This is a genomic window from Corynebacterium pilosum DSM 20521 = CIP 103422 (genome assembly GCF_000373805.1).
Classification (GTDB): domain Bacteria; phylum Actinomycetota; class Actinomycetes; order Mycobacteriales; family Mycobacteriaceae; genus Corynebacterium; species Corynebacterium pilosum.
This window is the reverse complement of record NZ_KB892451.1, coordinates 1-20,331: the sequence shown is the minus strand read 5'-3', so window position 1 is coordinate 20,331 and position 20,331 is coordinate 1. Positions and strand designations below refer to the sequence as shown.

The window sequence follows — 20,331 nt, the reverse complement described above, 5'->3', positions numbered from 1 at the left end:
CGCGCTAAGGTTTGTGGTGTCCACAATGTTGAGCCAAGGAAGCGGACGGCTGTGACCGTCGAACTAGTCACTGCGCTTGTCTTGGCAGTCATTTTCGTTGTTGGCACGGTGCGCCGCATCAATATCGGCATCCTGGGCATGATCGGCGCGTTCTTCGTCGGCCTGTACGTCTACCCGGTGAATGAGGCCTTAGACGAAGTCTTCGGCCAATTCCCCGTCGGCCTGGCCTTCTCCCTGATCGGCCTGACCTTCCTGTTCGGTTTCGCGCAGATCAATGGCACCATCGACATCATCGTTGGCTGGGCCATGCGGCTGACCCGCGGCAAGCGGTGGATCATGCCGTGGATCTTCTTTTTCCTGACCGGCTTCTTCATGGGCATCGGTGCGGTGTTTGCCGTTGGGGTGATCTCGCCGATCGCGATGCCCTTCGCAAAGAAATACAAGATTGATCCGCTGCTGATGGGCATGATGGTGATCCACGGTGGCACCATCGCCGTGCTTTCGCCGCTTAGCGTGTACGGTGTCTTTGTCAACGAAGCGTTAGAAGCGAACGGGTTCACAGGTTACGCAGGCGAAATGTTCGTGCTGAACTTCATCTTCTGCCTGGTCTTCGGGGTACTGGTGTTCTTCCTACTCGGCGGGCGCGAGCTGATCAAGGACAAGGGCAACACCGCGACCGAATACACCCCCGTTAAAGACGTGACCGCGAATCAGTGGCTCACCATGGCATGCATCGCGGTCCTGATCGTGGCCGCGGGCTTCTACAACCTCGACATCGGGGCGGTCAGCCTGATTCTGGGCGGCGTGCTGGCGCTGGCGAAACCAGCCGATTCCAAGCGGGCCCTGGACGGGGTGGCGTGGTCCACCATCATCCTGATCGGCGGCATGGTCACCTACATCGCCGTGCTGCAAGACGCCGGCACAGTGGGTTGGATTGCCGGCGGCATCGCAAGCCTGGGTGCCGCGAGCGTGGGACTGCTGCTGTTGGCCTACCTCTGTGGGATCGTCTCTGCGCTGGCTTCGTCCATCGCTACCTTGGGAATCGCCATGTCCATGATCATGCCGTTGCTGGCCGCCGGCGATATCCCTGTGGCAGCAGCCGCAGCCGAGCTCGCGATTTCGACCACGATCGTCGACGTTTCCCCATTTTCCACCAGCGGTGCGCTGGTCCTAGCCAACGTTCCGCGCGGCGACTACGACGCCCAGTTCCGTGCCATGATGCGCTACGCCTGCCTGATCGTCGCGGTCGCGCCCGTCAGCGTGTGGCTGATGACGTTCATCCCGGTCTAAAGTTCCAAAGCCCCCTGGGCGATACCGAGCACGGCCACGGCCGAGGCAACCACGATCAACGCGACCACCACCCACTCGAAAGCGTTGAACACGCGCTCCTTGGCTGCAATGCGCGTCCACACATAAGGAATCAGCCCAGGCAGGACAGCAAGCGCCCCGTACAACACGTAGACGGGATCGGCGGCGTAGAACAGCCACAGCGAATAGATCATGGCCAGAACGCCAACAACCAGGTGCTTCCTATTCGTCCGCTTATCGACGACCGGGCCGGAATCGTCGAAACGCTCACCTGCGTGCGGGTGCGAAATACCACGCCCGCGTACTACCAACAACACAAGGTAGACGGCCGAGAACAAGTAGGGGACCAAGTAGAGCACAGTGGCCAGCTGCACCATCGAGGTATAGGCGGTCTCAGAGACGAAGAAGACCACCACCCAGAGCTGGATTGAGATCGTCGACACCAGCTGCGCTGCCCACGGTGCGCCAGTGCTGGTGATCTTGCCCAAGGCCTTGGGAAGCAGGCCGTCGTAAGCCATCATGGCGACGGGCTCCGCAGCCAACATCTGCCAAGACACGTAGGCACCCAGGACAGATAGGCACAGACCCAGCGAAATCAGCGCACCACCCCACGGCCCGACCACCGCCGTAAGTACTGACGCCATGGAGTTATCTGGCAGCGCCGCCAACTCCTGCTGAGTGAGCACGCCATAGGTCAAAGTGGTGATAGAGACCAACAGGACCAGAACGGCGAAGAAACCCAGGATGGTGGCGCGCCCCACGTCGGCACGCGACTTCGCCTGCTTCGAATACACGGAGGCACCCTCCACGCCGATGAAGACCCATACCGTAAACAGCATGGTCCCCTTCACCTGGTCGAAGACGGATCCCGTACCGGAGAAGGTGCCCCAAAAATCCGCGGTGAACTTGTCCCACGAAAACCCAAGGAATGCTACGAGCAGGATGAACGCGATGATCGGCAGCAGCTTGGCCACCGTGGCCACCAAATTCATAAACGCGGCCTGCTTCACGCCTAGGGTAAGCATGCCGAAAATCGCCCACGTCAGCACCGACACCGAAATGACGGACACCCAGCGGTTCTCCGCAGAAAACAGCGGAACATAGTGCCCGAGCGTGCCAAAGAACAACGTGGCGTAACCCACCTGCGCGATCACCGAGCCGAGCCAGTACCCCCAGGCGGAGGCGAAGCCGATGAAATCACCAAGCCCCGCGCGTACATAGGAGTACACACCCGAGTCCAGGTAGGGTTTGCGCACCGCCAGGATCTGAAACACGAACGCGATCGACAACATACCCACCGCGGTGATCGCCCAGCCGATCAACATCGCGCCGGGGCCAGCTGCCGAAGCAATATTTTGCGGCAGCGAAAAGATGCCCGCCCCCACGGTCGACCCGATGATCAACGCCACCAGGGACCACACGGAAACGGAATGCTTAGTGCTCATTTTCATCAATTTACCGGGTGGGGTGTGTAGTGGAAAATGGGGTCTATTTCCGCCCCCGGCTAGCCACGGTCTAAACTATGACGAGGTCGCTTCTTGCGGCCGTGCCCCCATAGCCCAATCGGCAGAGGCAGTTGACTTAAAATCAATTCAGTGTGGGTTCGAGTCCCACTGGGGGCACCAAAAGGCCAGGTCAGAACGTTGAGCGCTCTTGGCCTGGCTCCATTTTTTCCCTAAAGTGTCCAAAAAGCGTCTATTTAATAATCGCCTAAAATGGCCGCATAAAGATCCGTTACACGGGGCCGGAATGGTTCGTAGCAGTGAGTGTACTTAACGATCAAGTGCGAAAGGGGAATGATGAACAGGCATAAAATATCTCCCAATGCGATTGTCGTTGCATTATTTGGGCTGGCAATCTCAGGTTATGTCGCCATCGCACACACGTCGATCTTCGGATTTGTCATCCTGATACTGCTCACCATAGTTGCAGCAGTACTGGTCAATCGCGTCAAAAACAGTGATCAGGAATAACCGGCGAGCCGTGTTCCTTGAATTAAAGACTTTCTAGTTCGAGTCCCCCTGGGGCACCATTTTTATGTCGTTGGGTCGATGACTTGCAGCGTCAGTGGCATCGTCGATAAGCGGTATGTGCCGGGGCCAGTATCGAAAGTGGCCAGCAACTCGTTGGCTGCGTCGGAGGATATTTCGAGCACCATGCGTTGCTTGTCGACGAGCGGGGCTGCCTCACCGGGAACGATCTCCAGCCATTTCTTCTTGCCGACCAGGCTGAAGCTGCGCCCGTACAGCACGCGGTATTGGATCGCGCGCAGGAGGTGCTGTGCGCTCGTGGACGTCAGGTCGATGCGCGCCTCAGGTTCAGTGGTGAAGTCCAGGTACTTCGCCATCACGCCGCTTAACGACGAGCCCTGCCGCTGCGTTGCGCTCTCGACGATTGCGTGGGCCTCTGGGATCTCACGTAGGGGTCGGCGGGTCGGGTCGGAGAGGCCCAGCGGAAAATATTCGCCGAAGACACCAGCGAACTTGCGGGCGTCCCAGAGCAGGGCGTCGTCGAGATCTGTTGGCGTCATACCGATGGCGTAAGTGAATCGCACGAACCCGGAGGCAGTATCGACCACGCCGAGCAGGGGGTCAGTGACGAAGATCAGAGAAGTGAGCGTGGACTCGTCGGAAAGCGGCTCGGCGAAATCCATGTGGTGGCCGGGCTCAATCGGGGTGTCGACGCGGTTGAGGTAGCGCACGATGCGGTCGAGGACGCGGGCGGGCCATTCGGGCGGCAGGCTCTCGTCGTCGGGGATGCGGATGGTCAGCTCGGTCTGGGTGCCGGCGACTGGGGTGGCCGAATTGACGCGCGACAGGCCGAAGGTGGTGTATAGGAAGTGGGGGACAGGCTCGTCCGTATGGAAGACGTAGATGGGGACGTCGCCGAACTCGTAGGTGATTGGGTTCTCGTCGCCAAAGAAGTGGCGAAAGTGGCGGCGCAGCGCATCGCCGCCGACTTCGGGCTGGAGCCGTTTGAACCACTGTTTTAAACCACTCATAGGGATAACTTTAGATCGGCCGCCAAACAAATACTGTGATTTGCGCCACTGGTGGCAGGGGGTCTGGGAACGAATCCCAGGCCTGTGCCGTTAGGAGGTATGAAAGCAAAACTCTTTACGTGTTTCACAGAAAGGATCCGGGTGACATCGTGCGCAGCAATAACCCTGTACTGACGAACCTGCCCGCCTCCCAGCAGCAAGGTGGCTACGGCTACCAACCTCAAGGCTTTGATAACTACCAGCAGGGCTACCAGCCGCAGCAGGCTTCCGACGAGACCCGTCCGATGACTGTCGACGACGTGGTGACCAAGACCGGCATCACTCTCGGCGTCATCATTCTGTTCGCGGTCATCAACTTCGGCATCGCTCTGGCAGGCAACCCTGGCCTCGCCATGATCCTGACCATTGTCGGTGGTATCGGCGGTTTCATTACCGTCCTCGTGCACTCCTTCGGCAACAAGTACGGCTCCAAAGTTGTCACCTTGATCTACGCCGCCTTCGAAGGCCTGTTTGTCGGCGGTATCTCGCTGCTCTTCAGCGGCTGGACCATTGGCAACGAGAACGGCGGGGCCATCATCGGCCAGGCTGTGCTCGGTACCGTTGGCGTATTCGTCGGCATGCTCTTCGTCTACAAGACCGGCGCCATCCGCGTGACCCCGAAGTTCACCCGTGTACTGACCGGCGCGATCTTCGGCGTAGCCATCCTGGCCCTAGGCAACCTGATCGGCGCGATCTTCTTCGGCTTCAACCCGCTGCGCGACGGTGGCGCGATCGCCATCATCTTCTCCCTCGTGTGCATCGTCCTTGCAGCGCTGAGCTTCCTGCAGGACTTTGATGTCGCGGACCAGCTGATCCGCACTGGCGCACCTGCCAAGATGGCATGGGGCGTCGCCCTTGGCCTCGCAGTGACCCTGGTGTGGCTCTACACCGAGATCCTGCGTCTGCTGAGCTACTTGCAACGCGACTAAACCCAGCGCCCGCGCGCATGGTGAAAGCCCGGCACCTCCTTCATCAAGGAGGTGCCGGGCTTTAAAAATCCGCCTTGCCACACACCATGAATGGGGTAGTAGAAAGGCGGATATCCCGTTGAGCTACTTCAAGCTACTGCTGGACGACGAAACCCTGCTCGCCCATCACGATGTCGCCGCTATTGCTGGTTGCGGTTGCAGGTGCGGTTGGCTCCACCGGGGTTGGCTGCGTGGAGGTTTCCTTCTCCTCGAAGCCGATGCTGCCCTTGTCCAGGGAGTCCGGATCCTGGCTCTTAGCAGTGTCAACCTTCTGATCGGAAGGGTTCTCAGACGGTGGGGTGCACGCGGTGATCGCTACGGCAGAAACTACAGCGATGGCAGCTGCGGCGAACTTACGGGAGATACGCATTATGTAACTTCACATCCTATGGGTAGGTCGCGCGACTCATAACGTCGCGGGGCTCGGAGAATTATTTTAGTTTATTTCGCGCGGGGAGTGGCAGCCTTGTCCGAATCATAAGGCTCAGCCGAAACGATGGTCACGGAGATCTCGCGGCCATTAGGCGCGGTGTAGGTCCGGGTCTCGCCCTCGGCAGCGCCGATGACGGCAGCGCCCAGTGGGGACTGCTCCGAGTAGGTCTCCAGGTCCTTATTGTCGGTGGAGGCAGCACGAGTACCGATCAGGAAGGTTTCCTTGTCGTTCTCGTCGTTGTCGTAGTAGACGTGCACGACGGAACCAACGTGAGCAACACCCTCGACGATGCCTTCGCGCTCCGTGGTGGAGTTCGCCAGGATTTCAGAGATGTGCTTGATGCGCGCCTCTTCCTGGTCCTGCTGCTCACGAGCTGCGTCGTAGCCGGCGTTCTCCTTCAGGTCGCCTTCTTCGCGGCGCTCGTTGATCTCTGCGGCGATGGCTGGGCGGTTATCGATCAGCTGCTGGAGCTCCTGCTCCAGCTTCGCCTTCATTTCTGGGGTGATGTATTGCTTCTCTACCTCTGCCATGAGTGCAACCCTTCCTCTAGGAATGTGAAAAGTGTTGGAAAAGAAAAAACGCGTCGGGCGCGCGTGGACTAAAGGGGCATACTACCACAGGCCCCATAGCCAGCTATCCGCCTGCCTAGCCGGTACGTGCTACGTCATTCACCGCGTCCTCCGTCTTCAAAAAGGACGGCATCGTCGACGAGCAGCCATATATGGACCCGGCCACGGGGTAGTCGCGCACCGGCATGTCGGCGTACAAACGGATCTGAGCCTCGCCACCAGCGGGGATGACCACGTCACGGCGGCCAACCTCTGCCATGGAGTAGTTCAGGGCGGTGACAATGCAGTAGGAGGGCTGTGAAGTATCCTCGCGCACCACATCGAACCACACTCGGGAAGTGTTGTCGTCGAGACGCTCATGATTCACGTACGTCGCCTCGATGGGGGTATCGTCACGAGTCATGACGGTGCGCATGCCCAGCACAAGGATGATAGCGATGACGATCGCGAAAATGGCGGCAAGCACTTTCCCCATCGTGCCCTTTGGTTTTTCAAGGGTCTTTTCCTTCCCGTAGCGTTGAACGGGACGTGACTGTTCTGGGGTAGACACCGGACTTAAGACCTCACTGGGACGCGCGATAAAAATGACTTTAGAAGCGATGGTACTAAGATTGTCTGTCGTTAACTAATATCGAACGCTAAAGTCGATCACTATAGACGAATCAAGACCGAACTACCGGAAGGTGGCATTTCATTGAGCGGCCTGCGCCTCATGGCGATTCACGCGCATCCTGACGACGAGTCTTCGAAAGGTGCAGCGACCATGGCGAAGTACGCTGACGAAGGGCACGAGGTGCTCGTCGTTACGTGTACAGGAGGGGAGCGCGGCTCCATCCTTAACCCAGGTATGGACCGCCCAGGCGTGCTGGAAAACATGATCTCCATTCGCCGTGAGGAAATGGCCAAAGCGGCAGCGGCACTTGGCGTCGAGCAGATGTGGCTGGGCTACGAGGACTCTGGCCTTCCGGAAGGCGATCCTTTGCCGCCGCTGCCCGAAGGTTGTTTTGCGCGCCAGGACCCGGTCGAGGTGACCAAGGAATTCGTCAAGGTGATCCGCGAGTTTCGCCCCCACGTACTGATCACGTACGACGAAAACGGCGGCTACCCGCACCCGGACCACCTGATGGTGCACGAGATTTCTATGATGGCCTGGGAAAAATCGGGCGACTCAGAATTCGCGCCCGAGGCCGGGGAGCCTTGGACCATGTTGAAGATGTACTACACCCACGGCTTCGTGCTGCAGCGCATGGTGCTTTTCGACGAGCGCCTGAAGCAGCAGGGCAAGCGTAGTCCCTACGGGCCGATGATCAAGCGCTGGGAAGAAAATAAGGCCGACATCATGGCGCGAGTAACCACCCAGGTGGATTGCCGCGAGTACTTCTCTAACCGCGAGCAGGCGCTGCTGGCGCACGCCACCCAGATTGACCCGGCCGGCGCTTTCTTAGCCACCCCGGTGGAAACGCAGCAGGAACTGTGGCCTACCGAAGAGTTCGAACTGGCGCGCACCCGCGTGTCCACACACGTGCCTGAAGACGATTTGTTCGCAGGTATTGAACCTGCAGATGAGGAACAGAAATAATGAATGTTGCAGCAACCAATGTGGTGACCTACGTGTTGGCGCAAAACCCAGACGGTGGGCTGCTGGGCCCGGAGTTCGGTAAAGCATCCCCGATTGGCATGCTGATCGTGGTCGGCTTGCTGGTGGTCATCCTGATGCTGGGATGGGCATTCCACCGCCGCTACTCCCGCTTCAACCGCCGCCGCATGTTTGCTGAGGCCCATGGCATCGACGTCTTCGATACAGAGACGCTGGATAAGGCCATGGAAGAGGCGGGGGTCTTGGACCGCCGCAAGCAGTCCCGCCTCTAAAAATACTTCTGTGCTACACTCAGGCACATGTTCGTACAGCGATTTTATTTTGGCAGGGCTCCGGGAGCGTTCCCAGTCTTGCCAGTCGCGCATGACTAGCTAATCACTGACGAACGTCCAGGAGCCAAGCAGCACCTCCCCGCACAAGGGTAGAGGGGCTGCTTTTTTGTTTGCCAACTTATACAAGCACTGCACACGAGAAAGAATCCCCGAAATGTCACAGCCAGTATCACTGTCAGATTCAGCATCGACATCTAATAAACGCATTCGCGCATTCCACACACTACCCAGCCCAGTAGAGGTGCAACAGGCACTGCCGCTCGATGAGACCAAGCTGGACAAGGTAGAACGTGACCGCCAAGACATTGCCGATATCTTCGCCGGTAAAGACAACCGCCTCGTTGTCGTCGTCGGCCCGTGCTCCATCCACGACCCGGTCGCTGCGCAGGAATACGCGGACCGGCTCGCACCCCTAGCGAAGCGCCTCGACGGGGACCTCAAGGTGGTGATGCGCGTCTACTTTGAAAAGCCACGCACCACGGTGGGGTGGAAGGGCCTGATCAACGACCCTGACTTGAACGGCACCTACAACGTAGAAAAGGGCCTTCGGCTGGCCCGCGAAGTGCTGACCAACGTGGTCACGACCGGCCTGCCCGCCGGGTGCGAATTCTTAGAACCGTCCAGCCCCCAGTACTACGCGGACGCCGTTGCTTGGGGCGCGATCGGGGCGCGCACAACTGAGTCCCAGGTGCACCGCCAACTCGCCAGTGGCATGAGTATGCCCATCGGTTTCAAGAACGGCACCGACGGCTCCGTCCAAGTCGCCGTAGACGCGGTGGGAGCGGCCCGGCACCCGCACTTCTTCTTTGGAGTATCCGACGATGGCGTCCCATCCGTCGTAGAGACCGAGGGCAACCCGCACTGCCACGTCATCTTGCGTAGTGGCAGCAACGGCCCAAATTTTGACCGGGAATCGGTGCGGGCGGTCGTCGATAAGCTTGGCCCCGATTCGCGCATCATGATCGATGCCTCCCACTCGAACTCGGGCAAGGACCATGTGCGCCAGGCGGAGGTGACGCGCGATATTGCCGCGCAGGTAGCCGAGGGGGACGAGCATATCGCGGGCGTGATGCTGGAATCCTTCCTTGTGTCCGGGGCGCAGAAGTTGGATCCGGAAAAGCTGAAGGTCAATGGCGGTGAAGGGTTGGTCTACGGCCAGTCGGTCACGGATGCGTGCATGGACTTCGACACCACTGTGGATTTGCTGGAAGAACTCGCGTCGGCGGTACGCGCTCGTCGGAGGAATTAAGACACCCGCTACACTTAAGGGTGTGAATGTGCTCGAAAAAATCTTGTACCCGCTGTATGAAGCGCGCCTGCAGCGCGAACTGCGGGGCAAGAAGCAACCGAAGCACATTGCGGTGATGGCCGACGGTAACCGCCGCTGGGCGCGGGAGGCCGGCTTCACAGATATATCTCACGGCCACCGCGTCGGGGCGGACAAGATTGGCGAGCTGGTGCGCTGGAGCGCGGACACCGAGGTCGAAGTCATCACCATCTACCTGCTGTCCACGGAGAATCTGCAGCGCACCAAAGAGGAAGTCGGACTACTCTTCGACATCATTTCTGAGGTCGTTGAAGACCTTTCTGCAGCGGATCATACGTGCAAAGTACGCCTAGTCGGTCACCTCGACTTGCTCCCGCCGGAAGTGGCGGAAAGGATGCGCAGCTCCGCCGACACCACGCACGAAAGGCCGGGACTCACGGTGAATATCGCCGTAGGCTACGGTGGGCGGCAGGAGATCGTCGACGCCGTGAAGTCGCTTATCGACGAAGAATTGGCCGCTGGAACACCTGCAAGCGAACTGGCCGATAAGGTGACCGTGGAGTCCATTTCCACCCACGTCTACACCAAGGGCCAACCTGACCCGGATCTGGTGATCCGCACCTCTGGGGAGCAACGTTTGAGCGGGTTTTTGCTGTGGCAGTCGGCGTATTCGGAGATCTGGTTTACCGATACCTACTGGCCGGCTTTCCGTAAGATCGATTTCTTGCGCGCGCTCCGTGATTACTCACAGCGTTCGCGCCGCTTCGGGAAGTAACAAGCAGTTAGACTGTCCTTATGACAGTGATCTTCTATTCCTCTACTTATGGTTCGACCCGTGAGTATGCCGAAGAGTTAGCACGTCGCGTTGATGCGAATATTCAGGACATTGGCGATGCTCCGGAGCTGGGAGAAGGCCCCGTCGTCGTCCTTTCGCCGGTGCACGGGCCCTCGGTGCCGGCGGTGAGCTTCGTCAAAGAGCATGACTTTGGCGACCGGCCTGTTGCCGTCGCCGCGGTGGGCATGAGTCTGCTTGAATTTGCGCGCTCCAAAGATCAGCTGAAAGGCGCGCTAGGCAGCGACTATTCCCATGTGGAGCGCTTCTATCTGCCGGGCCGGTTGAATTATTCGGAGATTAGCTCCGCCCACAAGTCCGTCATGTTCGGGGTGATCAACGCGCTGCGCATGAAACCTCGCAAGTCCGAGAATGACAAGGCGATGATCGCCGCCTACGACAAGGATGTTGACCGCGTCGATTTCGTAGAGCTTGATCCCATCGTCGAATGGGTCGAAAGGTCGCGTTAGCGGCTAAATCTTGCGCATCCGGACCCGCTCCACCTGGTGGTCGCGGCCCTTGTGTAACACCAGGGAGGCGCGGACCCGGGTGGGCAGAATATTTTCCACCAGGTTCGGCAGGTTGATCGACTGCCAGATTTCGCGGGCGACGTGTTCGGCCTTGGCATCGTCGAGGTCGGCATATTTGGCGAAGTGTGCGCCTGGCGCGCGGAAGGCCGTGCTGCGCAGTTTGAGAAAGCGCTCGATATACCAATGCTCGATGTGCTCGGTGCGGGCGTCGACATACACCGAGAAGTCGAAGAGGTCACTGACCATCAAAGTGGGCCCAGTCTGCAACACGTTGAGGCCCTCCAGGATGAGAATGTCGGGTTTGTCGACGATCTGGTATTCGTCGGGAAGCACGTCATAGGCCGTGTGCGAATACAGCGGTGCCTTGACCGCGGGCTTACCGGACTTTACGTCGGTGACGAAGCGTAGCAGCGCCCGACGATCATAGGACTCCGGAAAGCCCTTCCGTGACATCAGCTTGCGCTCTTTGAGCTCCGCGGAGGGAAGAAGGAAGCCGTCTGTGGTGACAAGGTCCACCCGCGGGTGGGTCTCCCAGCGCTGAAGCAGAACCTGGAGCAAGCGTGCCGTCGTGGACTTACCCACCGCGACGGAACCGGCCACACCGATGATGAAGGGGACGTGGCCTGGGTTATCGCCCAAAAAGATCTCGGTGGCCGCTGTGAGTTGTTGGCGGGCGTGGACCTGCAAGTGGATCAGGCGAGACAGGGGGAGGTAGATGTCTGAGACCTCTCCGAGGTCAATATTTTCTCCTACGCCGCGTAGCTCTTCCAGCTCAGATTCCTTGAGCACCATGGGCATAGTCGCGCGAAGATCGCGCCATGTTTCCCGGGTGAAATCAAGGTACGGGCTGGAGTCGGTGCTTCGTGCCATGTGCACTATTGTTCCACCCGCTGCCCCGGATCGGGGTTAAGGGGCTGAATTTTACTGATTTTTACAGGATTGGTGCATATTTGTCGTACACTCAGCTGCGGTAGCATCCGCCCTCAATCCTTGTGGAAAGGCATAAACGCCCACATGACTGACAACGTTTTGTATCAAGAACTCGCCCAGTTGGATCCCGAGGTCCACGAGCAAATTGTTGGCGAGCTGACGCGCCAGCGAAACACCTTAGAAATGATCGCCTCCGAGAACTTTGTTCCCCGCGCCGTCTTGCAGGCGCAGGGTTCTGTGTTCACTAATAAGTACGCCGAGGGTTACCCAGGCAAGCGTTACTACGGTGGCTGCGAAAACGCCGACGTCGTTGAGAACCTGGCCATTGAGCGCGCGAAGAGCCTCTTCGGCGCGGAATACGCCAACGTGCAGCCACACTCCGGTGCGCAGGCGAACGCCGCGGTACTGCACGCGTTGATCCGCCCGGGCGACACCATCATGGGCCTGTCCTTGGCGCACGGCGGTCACCTCACCCACGGGATGAAGGCGAACTTCTCCGGCCGCCTGTACAACGTTGTCGCCTATGAGGTAGACCCAGAGACGATGCGCATCGACATGGACAAGGTGCGCGAAGCAGCCTTGGAACACAAGCCGAAGGTGCTGATCGCAGGCTGGTCCGCTTACCCCCGCACCCTTGACTTTGAGGCCTTCCGCTCGATCGCCGATGAGGTGGGTGCCTTCCTCTGGACAGACATGGCCCACTTTGCGGGTCTGGTTGCCGCCGGCCTGCACCCATCGCCGGTGCCGCACTCGGATGTGGTCTCTACCACGATCCACAAGACCATCGGTGGCCCGCGCTCCGGCATGATCCTGGCGCGCGAGGACTACACCAAGAAGCTGAACTCCGCGGTGTTCCCTGGCCAGCAGGGTGGCCCGCTGATGCACGCGATCGCTGCGAAGGCGACGGCGCTGAAGATTGCCGCTACCGACGGCTTCAAGGACCGTCAGGCACGCACCCTCGAAGGCGCGCGCATTCTGGCGGAGCGACTCACCGCGCAGGACTGCAAGGCAGCCGGCGTTGACGTTCTTACCGGCGGCACCGACGTGCACCTAGTGCTCGCGGATCTGCGCAACTCGGAGATGGATGGCCAGCAGGCAGAGGACCTCCTGCACGAGGTCGGCATCACCGTCAACCGTAACTCCGTGCCGTTCGATCCACGTCCGCCAGCCGTGTCTTCGGGCCTGCGCATCGGCACCCCGGCGCTGGCCACCCGCGGTTTCGACGCGGAAGCCTTCACGGAGACCGCCGATATCATCGGTACGGCTCTGGCCGCAGGCAAGAATGCTGACGTGGACGGCCTGCGCGCCCGCGTGACCAAGCTGGCCGAGCAGTACCCGCTGTATGAGGGCTTGGAGGACTGGAAGCTTCTCTAAGTTCTGAAGGGCAATTTCAGAGCAATCAGGCGCGCCGGAGGTCATTATGTGATCTACGGCGCGTTTTTGTGCTGTGGTCCAATTTGCCTCAAAACAGCGCCCAGGATTCCAAAGATCTGACCTTTCGGGGTAGGTTGTTGGCTCAAAGGCCTCATTAACCTTAAGGAGGTTTGAGTAGGCATGAACAACCTAGCTAATCAATTGTGGTGGCATATATACCCACTCGGTGCCCTCGGCGCCCCGATCCGTCAGCGCCCGACCGATGGTTCCGACCACGGGCACCGCATCCTGCGGCTGATCAACTGGCTCGACTACGCTGCCGAACTCGGCGCGACGGGCCTGCTCCTCGGACCCGTTTTTGAATCCACGGCCCACGGCTACGACACCCTCGATCACTTCTCGATCGACTCGCGCCTAGGCACCGAGGACGACATGATTGCGCTTATCGACGAGGCACGCGCCCGAGACATCGACGTCATCTTTGACGGTGTATTCAACCACGTGTGCATCAATCACGCCTTCGTCCACCACGGCGGCCCCGTTCGTCGAAACGCGGATGGCACCCTGGCCGGGTGGGAAGGCGACGGCACATTGGCCGAACTCGACCACGAGGATCCGCGCTGCGTGGACTTCGTCGTCGACGTGATGAACTACTGGCTCGACCGCGGCATTGCAGGCTGGCGCCTCGATGTTGCATATGACGTTCCCACCTGGTTCTGGGCCGAGGTGACCGATCGGGTCCGCCAGCGCCATCCGAACGCGTACTTCTCCGGTGAGATGATCCACGGCGACTACGCGGATTTCGCACGTGAATCGCACCTGGACACCATGACGCAATACGAGGTGTGGCACGCCGTGTGGGCCTCGATCCAGGCCAATAACCTGTGGGAGCTGGAACATTCGCTATGGCGTCACCAGGACTTCTCCGCCCGCAACCTGATGCAGACATTCGTGGGCAACCATGACGTGTCCCGGGTGGCTAGCATGGTCGGGGACTCCGGCGCGGCACTAGCTGCCGTGATCCTATTGACGCTGCCGGGCTTGCCCTCTATCTACTATGGCGATGAGCAGGCTTTTCGCGGGGAGAAGGGCGAGGGCTGGGAAGCCGATGACGCACTGCGTCCCGAGCTGCCTGAGCACCCAGACCAGCTCTTCAGCTTTGGCCACTGGATGTTTAAGCTCTACCGCGATCTCGTGGCCTTTCGCAAGGCCAACCCGTGGATCGCCACGGGCGAGCTCGCCATCGAGGAATTCCAGGAAACCGCCCTGGCCTACTCCGTGCGCGGAGACGGCCATGAGCTGATGGTGCACGTGCGTGTCGACGAGGGCCGCACCCACGCCTCTGTCCTGTTGGATAGTGCCCTCGTTCTGGACCGCAGCTTCTACGACAGCGAAGCCGCAGAGCAGGAAGCAGTCTAAGCTTCCGAATCTTTCTGCTCGCGTGATTCGGCAAGCTGGGTACGTGCCTCACGAAGCCACTCGGGCTGGTCAGCCAGCAGTGCCTTGATCTCCTGGGTGGTCAAAGGCTTGTCCATGTCATTGTTTTTCAGGGCCGTGATGCTAATTCCGAGCTTGCGTGCCACCTCGGGGCGGGGGTGGGGGCCATTGAGGCGCAGCTCCTCGAGCCACTGTGGTGGGTTGTCCTGCAGTTGGCGCAGCTGCGCGTGGGTGACCGCCCCGTCCTGGAAATCCTGCGGGGTGGCGGGCAAGTAGATGCCCAACTTTTTCGCGGCGGTCGCCGGCTTCATTGCGGTGCCTGATGGTTCTGCCTGGAAGTTCAATTCTTCACTCATGGTTCAAACGGTAGCATTGAGCGCATGATTCGCCTCGCCTTCGTCACCGGAACCGAACCTGGCAAGTGGTTTCGTCGTTATGCACACGCCACGACGCACCGCCTGACCACCATCGATGCCGACGACGCCTGCGGAGCACTGCTCGCCGGGGAGGCTGACCTGGCGCTGACCCGACTGCCGGACCCGCGGATTACCGACGAGTTTCACACGGTGGTGCTTTACGACGAGGAACCCGGCGTGGCCGTTCCGAAAGAGTCGGTCTATGCGGAGGTCGGCGAAGCGGTGCGCATGGCGGACCTGGCCGACGAACACGTCAACGAACACACCACCACTGAGGAGCTGCGCGCGGCACTGCAGGTGGTGGCCGCCAACGTCGGGGTGGCTTTTGCTCCGCGCCCGCTGTTGAAGGTGCTGTCGAAAAAGCGAGTTGTCCCGCTGGGGGTGCGCGACTGGCCGGGGGAGACCACGTCCATTGGGTTGGCGTGGCGCAAGGACGATGACTCGGATGCGATTCAGGATTTCGTCGGGATCGCGAAGGGGAGGACCCCGAATTCCTCGCGGGCGGCGGCGCCGCGGCGCAATGCCAAGGAGAAAAGGCTGGTGAAAGAGGCTCGTCGGAAAGCAACGAAACCCCAGAATAGGGGGAGTAGGAAACGCCGTTAACCAAAAATTTGCATACTTGAAGAATAAGACTTTTAGAAAGAAGGAATGATTTATGAAACGCGCAATCGCAGCAATCGCAGCCGCAGTCACCGTGTCCGGTGGACTTGTCGCATGTGGTGATAATGAAAATACGGCATCGAATCCCGACGGTGGGGTGGTGACCGAGGACAAGGGTGCTGCAAACGCAACCCCGAACGAGGCCTCGGAAAACGTCCACGCTAGCGATGCCTCCGAAACCGAGGGCCAAGGCGATACCGCGGCTGACGACGGACAGGGCGAGGGCAACGAGCCTACCTCGGCTGGTTCTGAAGGTGAGACCGTAGAGCAGCAAACCGCTGACGGTGGCACCGCGTTGATTCCTGCGGACTTCAAGACCGCGATTGATAACCAGGAAAGCGAGTGGGGCCTGCCTGAAACCATTCAGCAGGATGGCGATAAGGCCGTGGCTGAATATGCGAACGGCGACTTGATTGCCTGGTCGCAGGAGAACGGTGCTGCGCCGATCGTCGGCAAGATCGCTGAAACCTGGAAAGATGGTGGCGGTCTGAACAATGAGATCGGTATGCCAACGGCACCCGAGGAAGAGCTGCAGGACGGCCAGGGCTGGACGCAGTCCTTCACCAACGGCGTTCTGCAATGGGTGAATGAGAATGGTGAGTGGGGCGCGAAGACGGAGCCTCGCCCATAAGGTTCTCGTCACCGGAAGTTCATCTTCCAACAATGTAATTTACACTTTGTCTCCCTAGGCTCATGGGTGTACGGACCACCGAACTACTGCACCAGAGCTAGGGGAGTACAGGACATGTATGAGCCATCTGTCACCTCGATCGACTATTCGCCCGAAGTTTCCGAGAGCGTGACGGAGGTGAAAACGTACGTCCTGGACACATCAGTGTTGTTGTCCGACCCGTGGGCGCTGCGGAAATTCGCAGAACACAACGTGGTGCTCCCGCTTGTTGTCATCACGGAGTTGGAAGCAAAACGTCATCACCCAGAGCTTGGCTGGTTCGCCCGCCAAGCTCTTCGCATGTTGGAGGACCTGCGGCAGGACTACGGGCGCCTCGATAACCCGATCCCTGTCAACATCGAGGGCGGTCTGCTGCGCGTCGAACTCAATCACCAGGACCAGTCCTTGCTTCCCGCCGCTTTCCGCGGCACGGAGGGCGATCACCGAATCCTGGCGTGCGCCATCAACCTCATGCATGAGGGCAACGATGTCACATTGGTGACCAAGGACGTGCCGCTGCGCGTCAAAGCAGGATCCGTCGGCTTGCCTGCCGACGAATACCACGCCCAAGATGTTGTGCTGACCGGTTACACGGGGGTGGCAGAACTCGATGTGGCCGGCGAAGATATCGACGAGCTATTTTCCACCGGCTTCGTTGCCGTCGATACTGAGGACCTGCCTGTGCACTGTGGCGTGACCTTGAATGCTGGATCCCAGTCCGCGCTGGGGCGCGTGGCAGCAGGTGGGGGAGTGCGCCTGGTGCGGGGTGATACCACCGCGTTTGGGCTGTCGGGGCGCTCTGCCGAGCAGCGGATCGCGCTCGATCTGTTGCTGGATGATTCGGTCGGGATCGTGTCGGTCGGTGGCCGCGCCGGAACCGGTAAATCGGCGCTGGCGCTCTGTGCCGGGTTGGAGGCGATGCTGGAGCGCGGGCTGCACAAGCGCATCGTCGTCTTCCGCCCGCTCTATGCCGTGGGCGGCCAGAACCTGGGCTACCTTCCGGGCAGCGAGACAGAGAAGATGAACCCGTGGGCGCAGGCGGTCTATGACACCCTCGAAGGCGTGGTCTCCGACAACGTGATGGAAGAAGTCATGGACCGTGAGCTGCTGGAGGTTCTGCCGCTGACCCATATCCGTGGGCGCAGCCTCCACGATTCTTTTGTCATCGTCGATGAGGCGCAGTCGCTGGAACGCAACGTGTTGCTCACCGTCTTGTCGCGCTTGGGGCGCGGTTCGCGGGTGATCCTCACCCACGATGTCGCACAGCGCGATAATTTGCGGGTGGGGCGGCACGATGGGGTGCAGGCGGTCATTGAGAAGTTGAAAGGCCACGACCTTTTCGCGCACATTACGCTGGCGCGATCGGAGCGCTCCGCGATTGCGGAACTGGTTACGGACCTATTGGAGGATGGCCAATAAATAAGTTGCGCCGGATTGAAATGATCAGTAACAATTGAGCGCATGACTAAGGCTGGATTCATCCTCCGACCCGTGCGCCCAGAAGATTATTCCCAGGTGCGATCCATTTATGAGATGGGCCTGGATACAGGGCACGCCACCTACGAAACCAAGGGGCCCACTTGGGAGCAGTTCACCCAATCAAAGATCATGGAAACAGTGTTCGTTGCCGTCGAAGAAGATGACGACACGAAACTGCTTGGGTGGACATCTGCGGCGCCGGCATCGTCGAGAAGCGTGTTCCACGGGGTAGTGGAAGACTCGATCTACATTCATCCGGACGCGCGTGGCCGCGGGATTGCCGGCGCGCTGCTGGATCAACTCATGGAGGTCTGCCAAGAGCTGGACAAGTGGGCGATCCACGCGTGGATTTTCCCCGAGAATGAAGGCTCTGCGAAGCTGCACCTCTCCCGCGGTTTCGTGAAGGTGGGCACCTACCATCACCTGGCGAAGATGACCTACGGCGAGCTGGCCGGGCAGTGGCGCGACACCGATGTGTACGAAAAACTGCTGGCCAAGCCGGAAGAGAAAGCGGCGAACGCCGGCATCGCCGAGTAGCTACTCGATGGTCTCCTTCAAAGTGTCTTCTTTGACACCAATCATGAGCAACATCGACACCATAACGGCCGGAACCAACATCAAGAGGATGGGGGTTAGGCCATCGTTATAGCTGAGCTGGATCACGTCGCGTAGTGCATCCGGCAGCTGAGCCACCAGGCCTGGGGTAAGCGAGTTCACGAACTCGGAGCCCTGGGCCCATTTTTCTGCATAAGGTGCGCCAGCATCACCCATGGACGCAATCGCGGAAGGAACATTGTTCTGCAGCTCTCGTGCCAAATTCATCGTAAACAGCGAACCGATCAGCGACGAACCCAGAGACGAACCGATCTGGCGGAAGAAGTTGTTGGCCGCCGTTGCAGTACCCACCACGGTAATCGGGAAGGAATTCTGCACAATGAGCACCAACACCTGAACCACAAGCCCCAGGCCGAAACCGAAGACAAAGAAGTACACGCCAACTTGCCACAGCGGGGTGTGCGGGGTCATCAGCGACATCAAAAACAGTGCCGCGGCTGCTAGGCCCAAACCGATGATCGGGAAGATCTTGTAGGCGCCGGTGCGTGCGATGATGAAGCCCACGCTGGTGGAGGTAAGCAGCATGCCCACCGTCATCGGGATCATCATCAGGCCTGCGGCGGACGGAGACATGGAGTGGACCATCTGCAAATAGGTTGGCATATAGGCCAGCGTGCCCGTCATGGCGAGGCCTAGGACGACACCGGCGATCGTCGTCAAGCTCATGTTGCGGTTCTTGAACAGGCTCAACGGGACGAGGGGATCGTCGACACGCAACTCGACGATGATGAAGCCGATCCAGCAGGCCAGCGAGATCGCGATGAGCGCGAGAATCGTCGGAGAGGTCCAGGCGTAGTCATTGCCACCCCAGGTGGTGAAAAGAATCAGGGTGGAGGTGGCCACGGCCATCAGTGCTGTGCCCAGCCAGTCAAAGTGCTTGCCCTCCGAGGAGCCGGTGCGCAGCTTCAAGGCGAAGAAGCACACGATGAGTGCTGCGATGCCGAGCGGAATGTTCATCCACATGCCCCAGCGCCAGCCCGGGCCGTCCGTGAACCAGCCACCAAGGACCGGACCAAGGACCGAAGACAGGCCGAACACTGCGCCCAGAATGCCCATGTACTTGCCGCGCTGGCGTGCGGGGATGACCTCGGCGACGATTGCCTGGGAGGTCACCATCATCCCGCCGCCGCCGAAGCCTTGGATGGCGCGGCCAATGATCAGGGTGGTCATGGAATCCGCGAAGCCACCGACCGTGGAGCCGATGACGAACAGGGCAATACCGGACATGTAAAGCCACTTGCGGCCCATAGTGTCGCCGATTTTGCCGAAGATGGGCATGGCGATGGTCATGGTCACCATGAATGCGGTGATCACCCAGCTCATCTGCTCCACACCGCCGAGCTCACCGACGATGGTGGGCAGGGCAGTGGAGAAGATCATTTGCCCCAGCGAGCTCATCAGCATGGTGGTGACCAACGCTGAGAAAACAAGCCACACGCTTTGGTGTTGCTGGGTTGATTGCGACGATGGTGTTGTCGCAGAGGTGCTGACCAAATCCACTCCTTGTGTTGTTCTTTCGACGATACGGAAAAGCGCATACGCGCATGCCGACACGGAGTAGATCCACAAGCAGTTTCAGTTGAAGGAGGTACGCCGCGTGAAATGAGCGTGTCAAGTTGTTTGTGTGTGGGGCGTGATTATTAGAGGTAGGGCTCGAAGCGGTCAGGGTAAGCCACAGACATCTGGTTGATGGCCTGCTTCCAGTTCGTCNCCCGCCTGCCCTCGATCAGCCGGCCGCTGGTCGCCGCGACCCGTTTGCCCTGCTTAGCGCGCTTGGCGGCCCGTTTGTCCTCAATGTTGCAGATCATCAACCACAAGGTTTTGATCGCAGACTCATCGTTGGTGAACTGCACCCGATTCCGGGTGGCTTTACG

At 59.6% G+C, this 20,331-nt stretch carries 21 protein-coding genes, 1 tRNA gene and 1 pseudogene; 14 read left to right on the top strand and 9 right to left on the bottom strand.

Features of this window, described 5'->3' with window-relative positions; all coding sequences use genetic code 11:
- Window positions 1–51: 51 nt before the first annotated feature.
- Window positions 52–1,290 carry an SLC13 family permease gene (locus tag B097_RS13840; RefSeq protein WP_018581700.1) on the top strand — a complete coding sequence of 413 codons (1,239 nt, stop codon included), beginning with the start codon at window positions 52–54 and terminating at the stop codon, window positions 1,288–1,290.
- Here B097_RS13840 and B097_RS0106330 read toward each other — a convergent pair.
- A complete protein-coding gene (locus B097_RS0106330) occupies window positions 1,287–2,753 on the bottom strand; it encodes an amino acid permease (RefSeq protein ID WP_018581699.1) in 1,467 nt (488 codons plus the stop codon). The genes B097_RS13840 and B097_RS0106330 overlap by 4 nt on opposite strands.
- Before the next feature lie 103 nt (window positions 2,754–2,856).
- On the opposite strand from B097_RS0106330, the gene B097_RS0106325 reads away from it, so the two are divergent.
- Window positions 2,857–2,933 (top strand) — tRNA-Leu (locus B097_RS0106325).
- Window positions 2,934–3,343: 410 nt separating this feature from the next.
- On the opposite strand, the gene B097_RS0106315 is transcribed toward B097_RS0106325, so the two are convergent.
- Window positions 3,344–4,309: a suppressor of fused domain protein gene (locus B097_RS0106315; RefSeq protein ID WP_018581697.1), complete on the bottom strand. Its 966-nt coding sequence runs from the start codon at window positions 4,307–4,309 to the stop codon at window positions 3,344–3,346.
- A gap of 149 nt (window positions 4,310–4,458) precedes the next feature.
- Between B097_RS0106315 and B097_RS0106310 the strand changes: the two genes are divergently transcribed.
- Window positions 4,459–5,277 carry a Bax inhibitor-1/YccA family protein gene (locus B097_RS0106310; protein WP_018581696.1) on the top strand — a complete coding sequence of 273 codons (819 nt, stop codon included), beginning with the start codon at window positions 4,459–4,461 and terminating at the stop codon, window positions 5,275–5,277.
- A 133-nt stretch (window positions 5,278–5,410) separates the two neighbouring features.
- Here B097_RS0106310 and B097_RS12600 read toward each other — a convergent pair whose 3' ends face one another.
- The 3 genes from B097_RS12600 to B097_RS0106295 all read right to left on the bottom strand — a co-directional run bounded on the left by B097_RS12600 (window position 5,411) and on the right by B097_RS0106295 (window position 6,868).
- The gene (locus B097_RS12600; protein WP_018581695.1) at window positions 5,411–5,686 is read right to left on the bottom strand and encodes a hypothetical protein; all 276 of its coding nucleotides are present in this window, start codon (window positions 5,684–5,686) and stop codon (window positions 5,411–5,413) included.
- Between the two features lie 71 nt (window positions 5,687–5,757).
- A complete protein-coding gene (gene greA, locus B097_RS0106300) occupies window positions 5,758–6,279 on the bottom strand; it encodes a transcription elongation factor GreA (RefSeq protein WP_018581694.1) in 522 nt (173 codons plus the stop codon).
- Window positions 6,280–6,394: 115 nt separating this feature from the next.
- A complete protein-coding gene (locus B097_RS0106295) occupies window positions 6,395–6,868 on the bottom strand; it encodes a DUF4307 domain-containing protein (RefSeq protein WP_026254353.1) in 474 nt (157 codons plus the stop codon).
- Between the two features lie 144 nt (window positions 6,869–7,012).
- Between B097_RS0106295 and mca the strand changes: the two genes are divergently transcribed.
- From mca to B097_RS0106270, 5 genes are all read left to right on the top strand, one after another.
- Window positions 7,013–7,897, top strand: a complete 885-nt coding sequence (mca, locus tag B097_RS0106290; RefSeq protein ID WP_018581692.1) for a mycothiol conjugate amidase Mca — start codon at window positions 7,013–7,015, stop codon at window positions 7,895–7,897.
- Window positions 7,897–8,187 (top strand): hypothetical protein, encoded by a 291-nt coding sequence (locus tag B097_RS0106285; protein WP_018581691.1) that lies wholly within the window; start codon window positions 7,897–7,899, stop codon window positions 8,185–8,187. Before mca ends, B097_RS0106285 begins: the two co-directional genes overlap by 1 nt.
- Before the next feature lie 214 nt (window positions 8,188–8,401).
- Entirely contained in the window at window positions 8,402–9,496 is a 1,095-nt protein-coding gene (locus B097_RS0106280; protein WP_026254352.1) for a 3-deoxy-7-phosphoheptulonate synthase, read from the top strand.
- Between the two features lie 22 nt (window positions 9,497–9,518).
- On the top strand, window positions 9,519–10,289 hold the full coding sequence (locus B097_RS0106275) for an isoprenyl transferase (protein ID WP_018581689.1): 771 nt from the start codon (window positions 9,519–9,521) through the stop codon (window positions 10,287–10,289).
- A gap of 20 nt (window positions 10,290–10,309) precedes the next feature.
- Window positions 10,310–10,816 carry a flavodoxin domain-containing protein gene (locus B097_RS0106270; RefSeq protein ID WP_018581688.1) on the top strand — a complete coding sequence of 169 codons (507 nt, stop codon included), beginning with the start codon at window positions 10,310–10,312 and terminating at the stop codon, window positions 10,814–10,816.
- Between the two features lie 3 nt (window positions 10,817–10,819).
- Here the strand turns inward: B097_RS0106270 and coaA are convergent, their stop codons facing one another.
- Window positions 10,820–11,746, bottom strand: coding sequence for a type I pantothenate kinase (coaA, locus tag B097_RS0106265; protein WP_018581687.1), 927 nt, complete (start codon window positions 11,744–11,746; stop codon window positions 10,820–10,822).
- 144 nt (window positions 11,747–11,890) lie between these two features.
- Between coaA and glyA the strand changes: the two genes are divergently transcribed.
- Complete coding sequence (gene glyA, locus B097_RS0106260; protein WP_018581686.1) at window positions 11,891–13,180, top strand: serine hydroxymethyltransferase; 1,290 nt, start codon at window positions 11,891–11,893, stop codon at window positions 13,178–13,180.
- A 180-nt stretch (window positions 13,181–13,360) separates the two neighbouring features.
- Complete coding sequence (locus tag B097_RS0106255; RefSeq protein WP_018581685.1) at window positions 13,361–14,599, top strand: alpha-amylase family glycosyl hydrolase; 1,239 nt, start codon at window positions 13,361–13,363, stop codon at window positions 14,597–14,599.
- On the opposite strand, the gene B097_RS0106250 is transcribed toward B097_RS0106255, so the two are convergent.
- Window positions 14,596–14,973: a DUF5997 family protein gene (locus tag B097_RS0106250; protein ID WP_018581684.1), complete on the bottom strand. Its 378-nt coding sequence runs from the start codon at window positions 14,971–14,973 to the stop codon at window positions 14,596–14,598. The two genes, B097_RS0106255 and B097_RS0106250, sit on opposite strands and share 4 nt — an antisense overlap.
- A 24-nt stretch (window positions 14,974–14,997) precedes the next feature.
- Between B097_RS0106250 and B097_RS0106245 the strand changes: the two genes are divergently transcribed.
- The 4 genes from B097_RS0106245 to B097_RS0106230 all read left to right on the top strand — a co-directional run bounded on the left by B097_RS0106245 (window position 14,998) and on the right by B097_RS0106230 (window position 18,379).
- The gene (locus B097_RS0106245) at window positions 14,998–15,636 is read left to right on the top strand and encodes a LysR family transcriptional regulator substrate-binding protein (protein WP_018581683.1); all 639 of its coding nucleotides are present in this window, start codon (window positions 14,998–15,000) and stop codon (window positions 15,634–15,636) included.
- A gap of 52 nt (window positions 15,637–15,688) precedes the next feature.
- The gene (locus B097_RS0106240; protein WP_018581682.1) at window positions 15,689–16,324 is read left to right on the top strand and encodes an LGFP repeat-containing protein; all 636 of its coding nucleotides are present in this window, start codon (window positions 15,689–15,691) and stop codon (window positions 16,322–16,324) included.
- Window positions 16,325–16,438: 114 nt separating this feature from the next.
- On the top strand, window positions 16,439–17,782 hold the full coding sequence (gene phoH2 / locus B097_RS0106235) for an RNA 5'-3' helicase PhoH2 (RefSeq protein ID WP_018581681.1): 1,344 nt from the start codon (window positions 16,439–16,441) through the stop codon (window positions 17,780–17,782).
- Window positions 17,783–17,824: 42 nt separating this feature from the next.
- The gene (locus B097_RS0106230; protein WP_018581680.1) at window positions 17,825–18,379 is read left to right on the top strand and encodes a GNAT family N-acetyltransferase; all 555 of its coding nucleotides are present in this window, start codon (window positions 17,825–17,827) and stop codon (window positions 18,377–18,379) included.
- Here the strand turns inward: B097_RS0106230 and B097_RS0106225 are convergent, their stop codons facing one another.
- Window positions 18,380–19,957, bottom strand: a complete 1,578-nt coding sequence (locus B097_RS0106225; RefSeq protein WP_018581679.1) for an MDR family MFS transporter — start codon at window positions 19,955–19,957, stop codon at window positions 18,380–18,382. It lies immediately after the preceding gene.
- Window positions 19,958–20,097: 140 nt separating this feature from the next.
- Window positions 20,098–20,331 (bottom strand): annotated as a pseudogene (locus B097_RS12595) (IS256 family transposase); the annotation flags it as partial.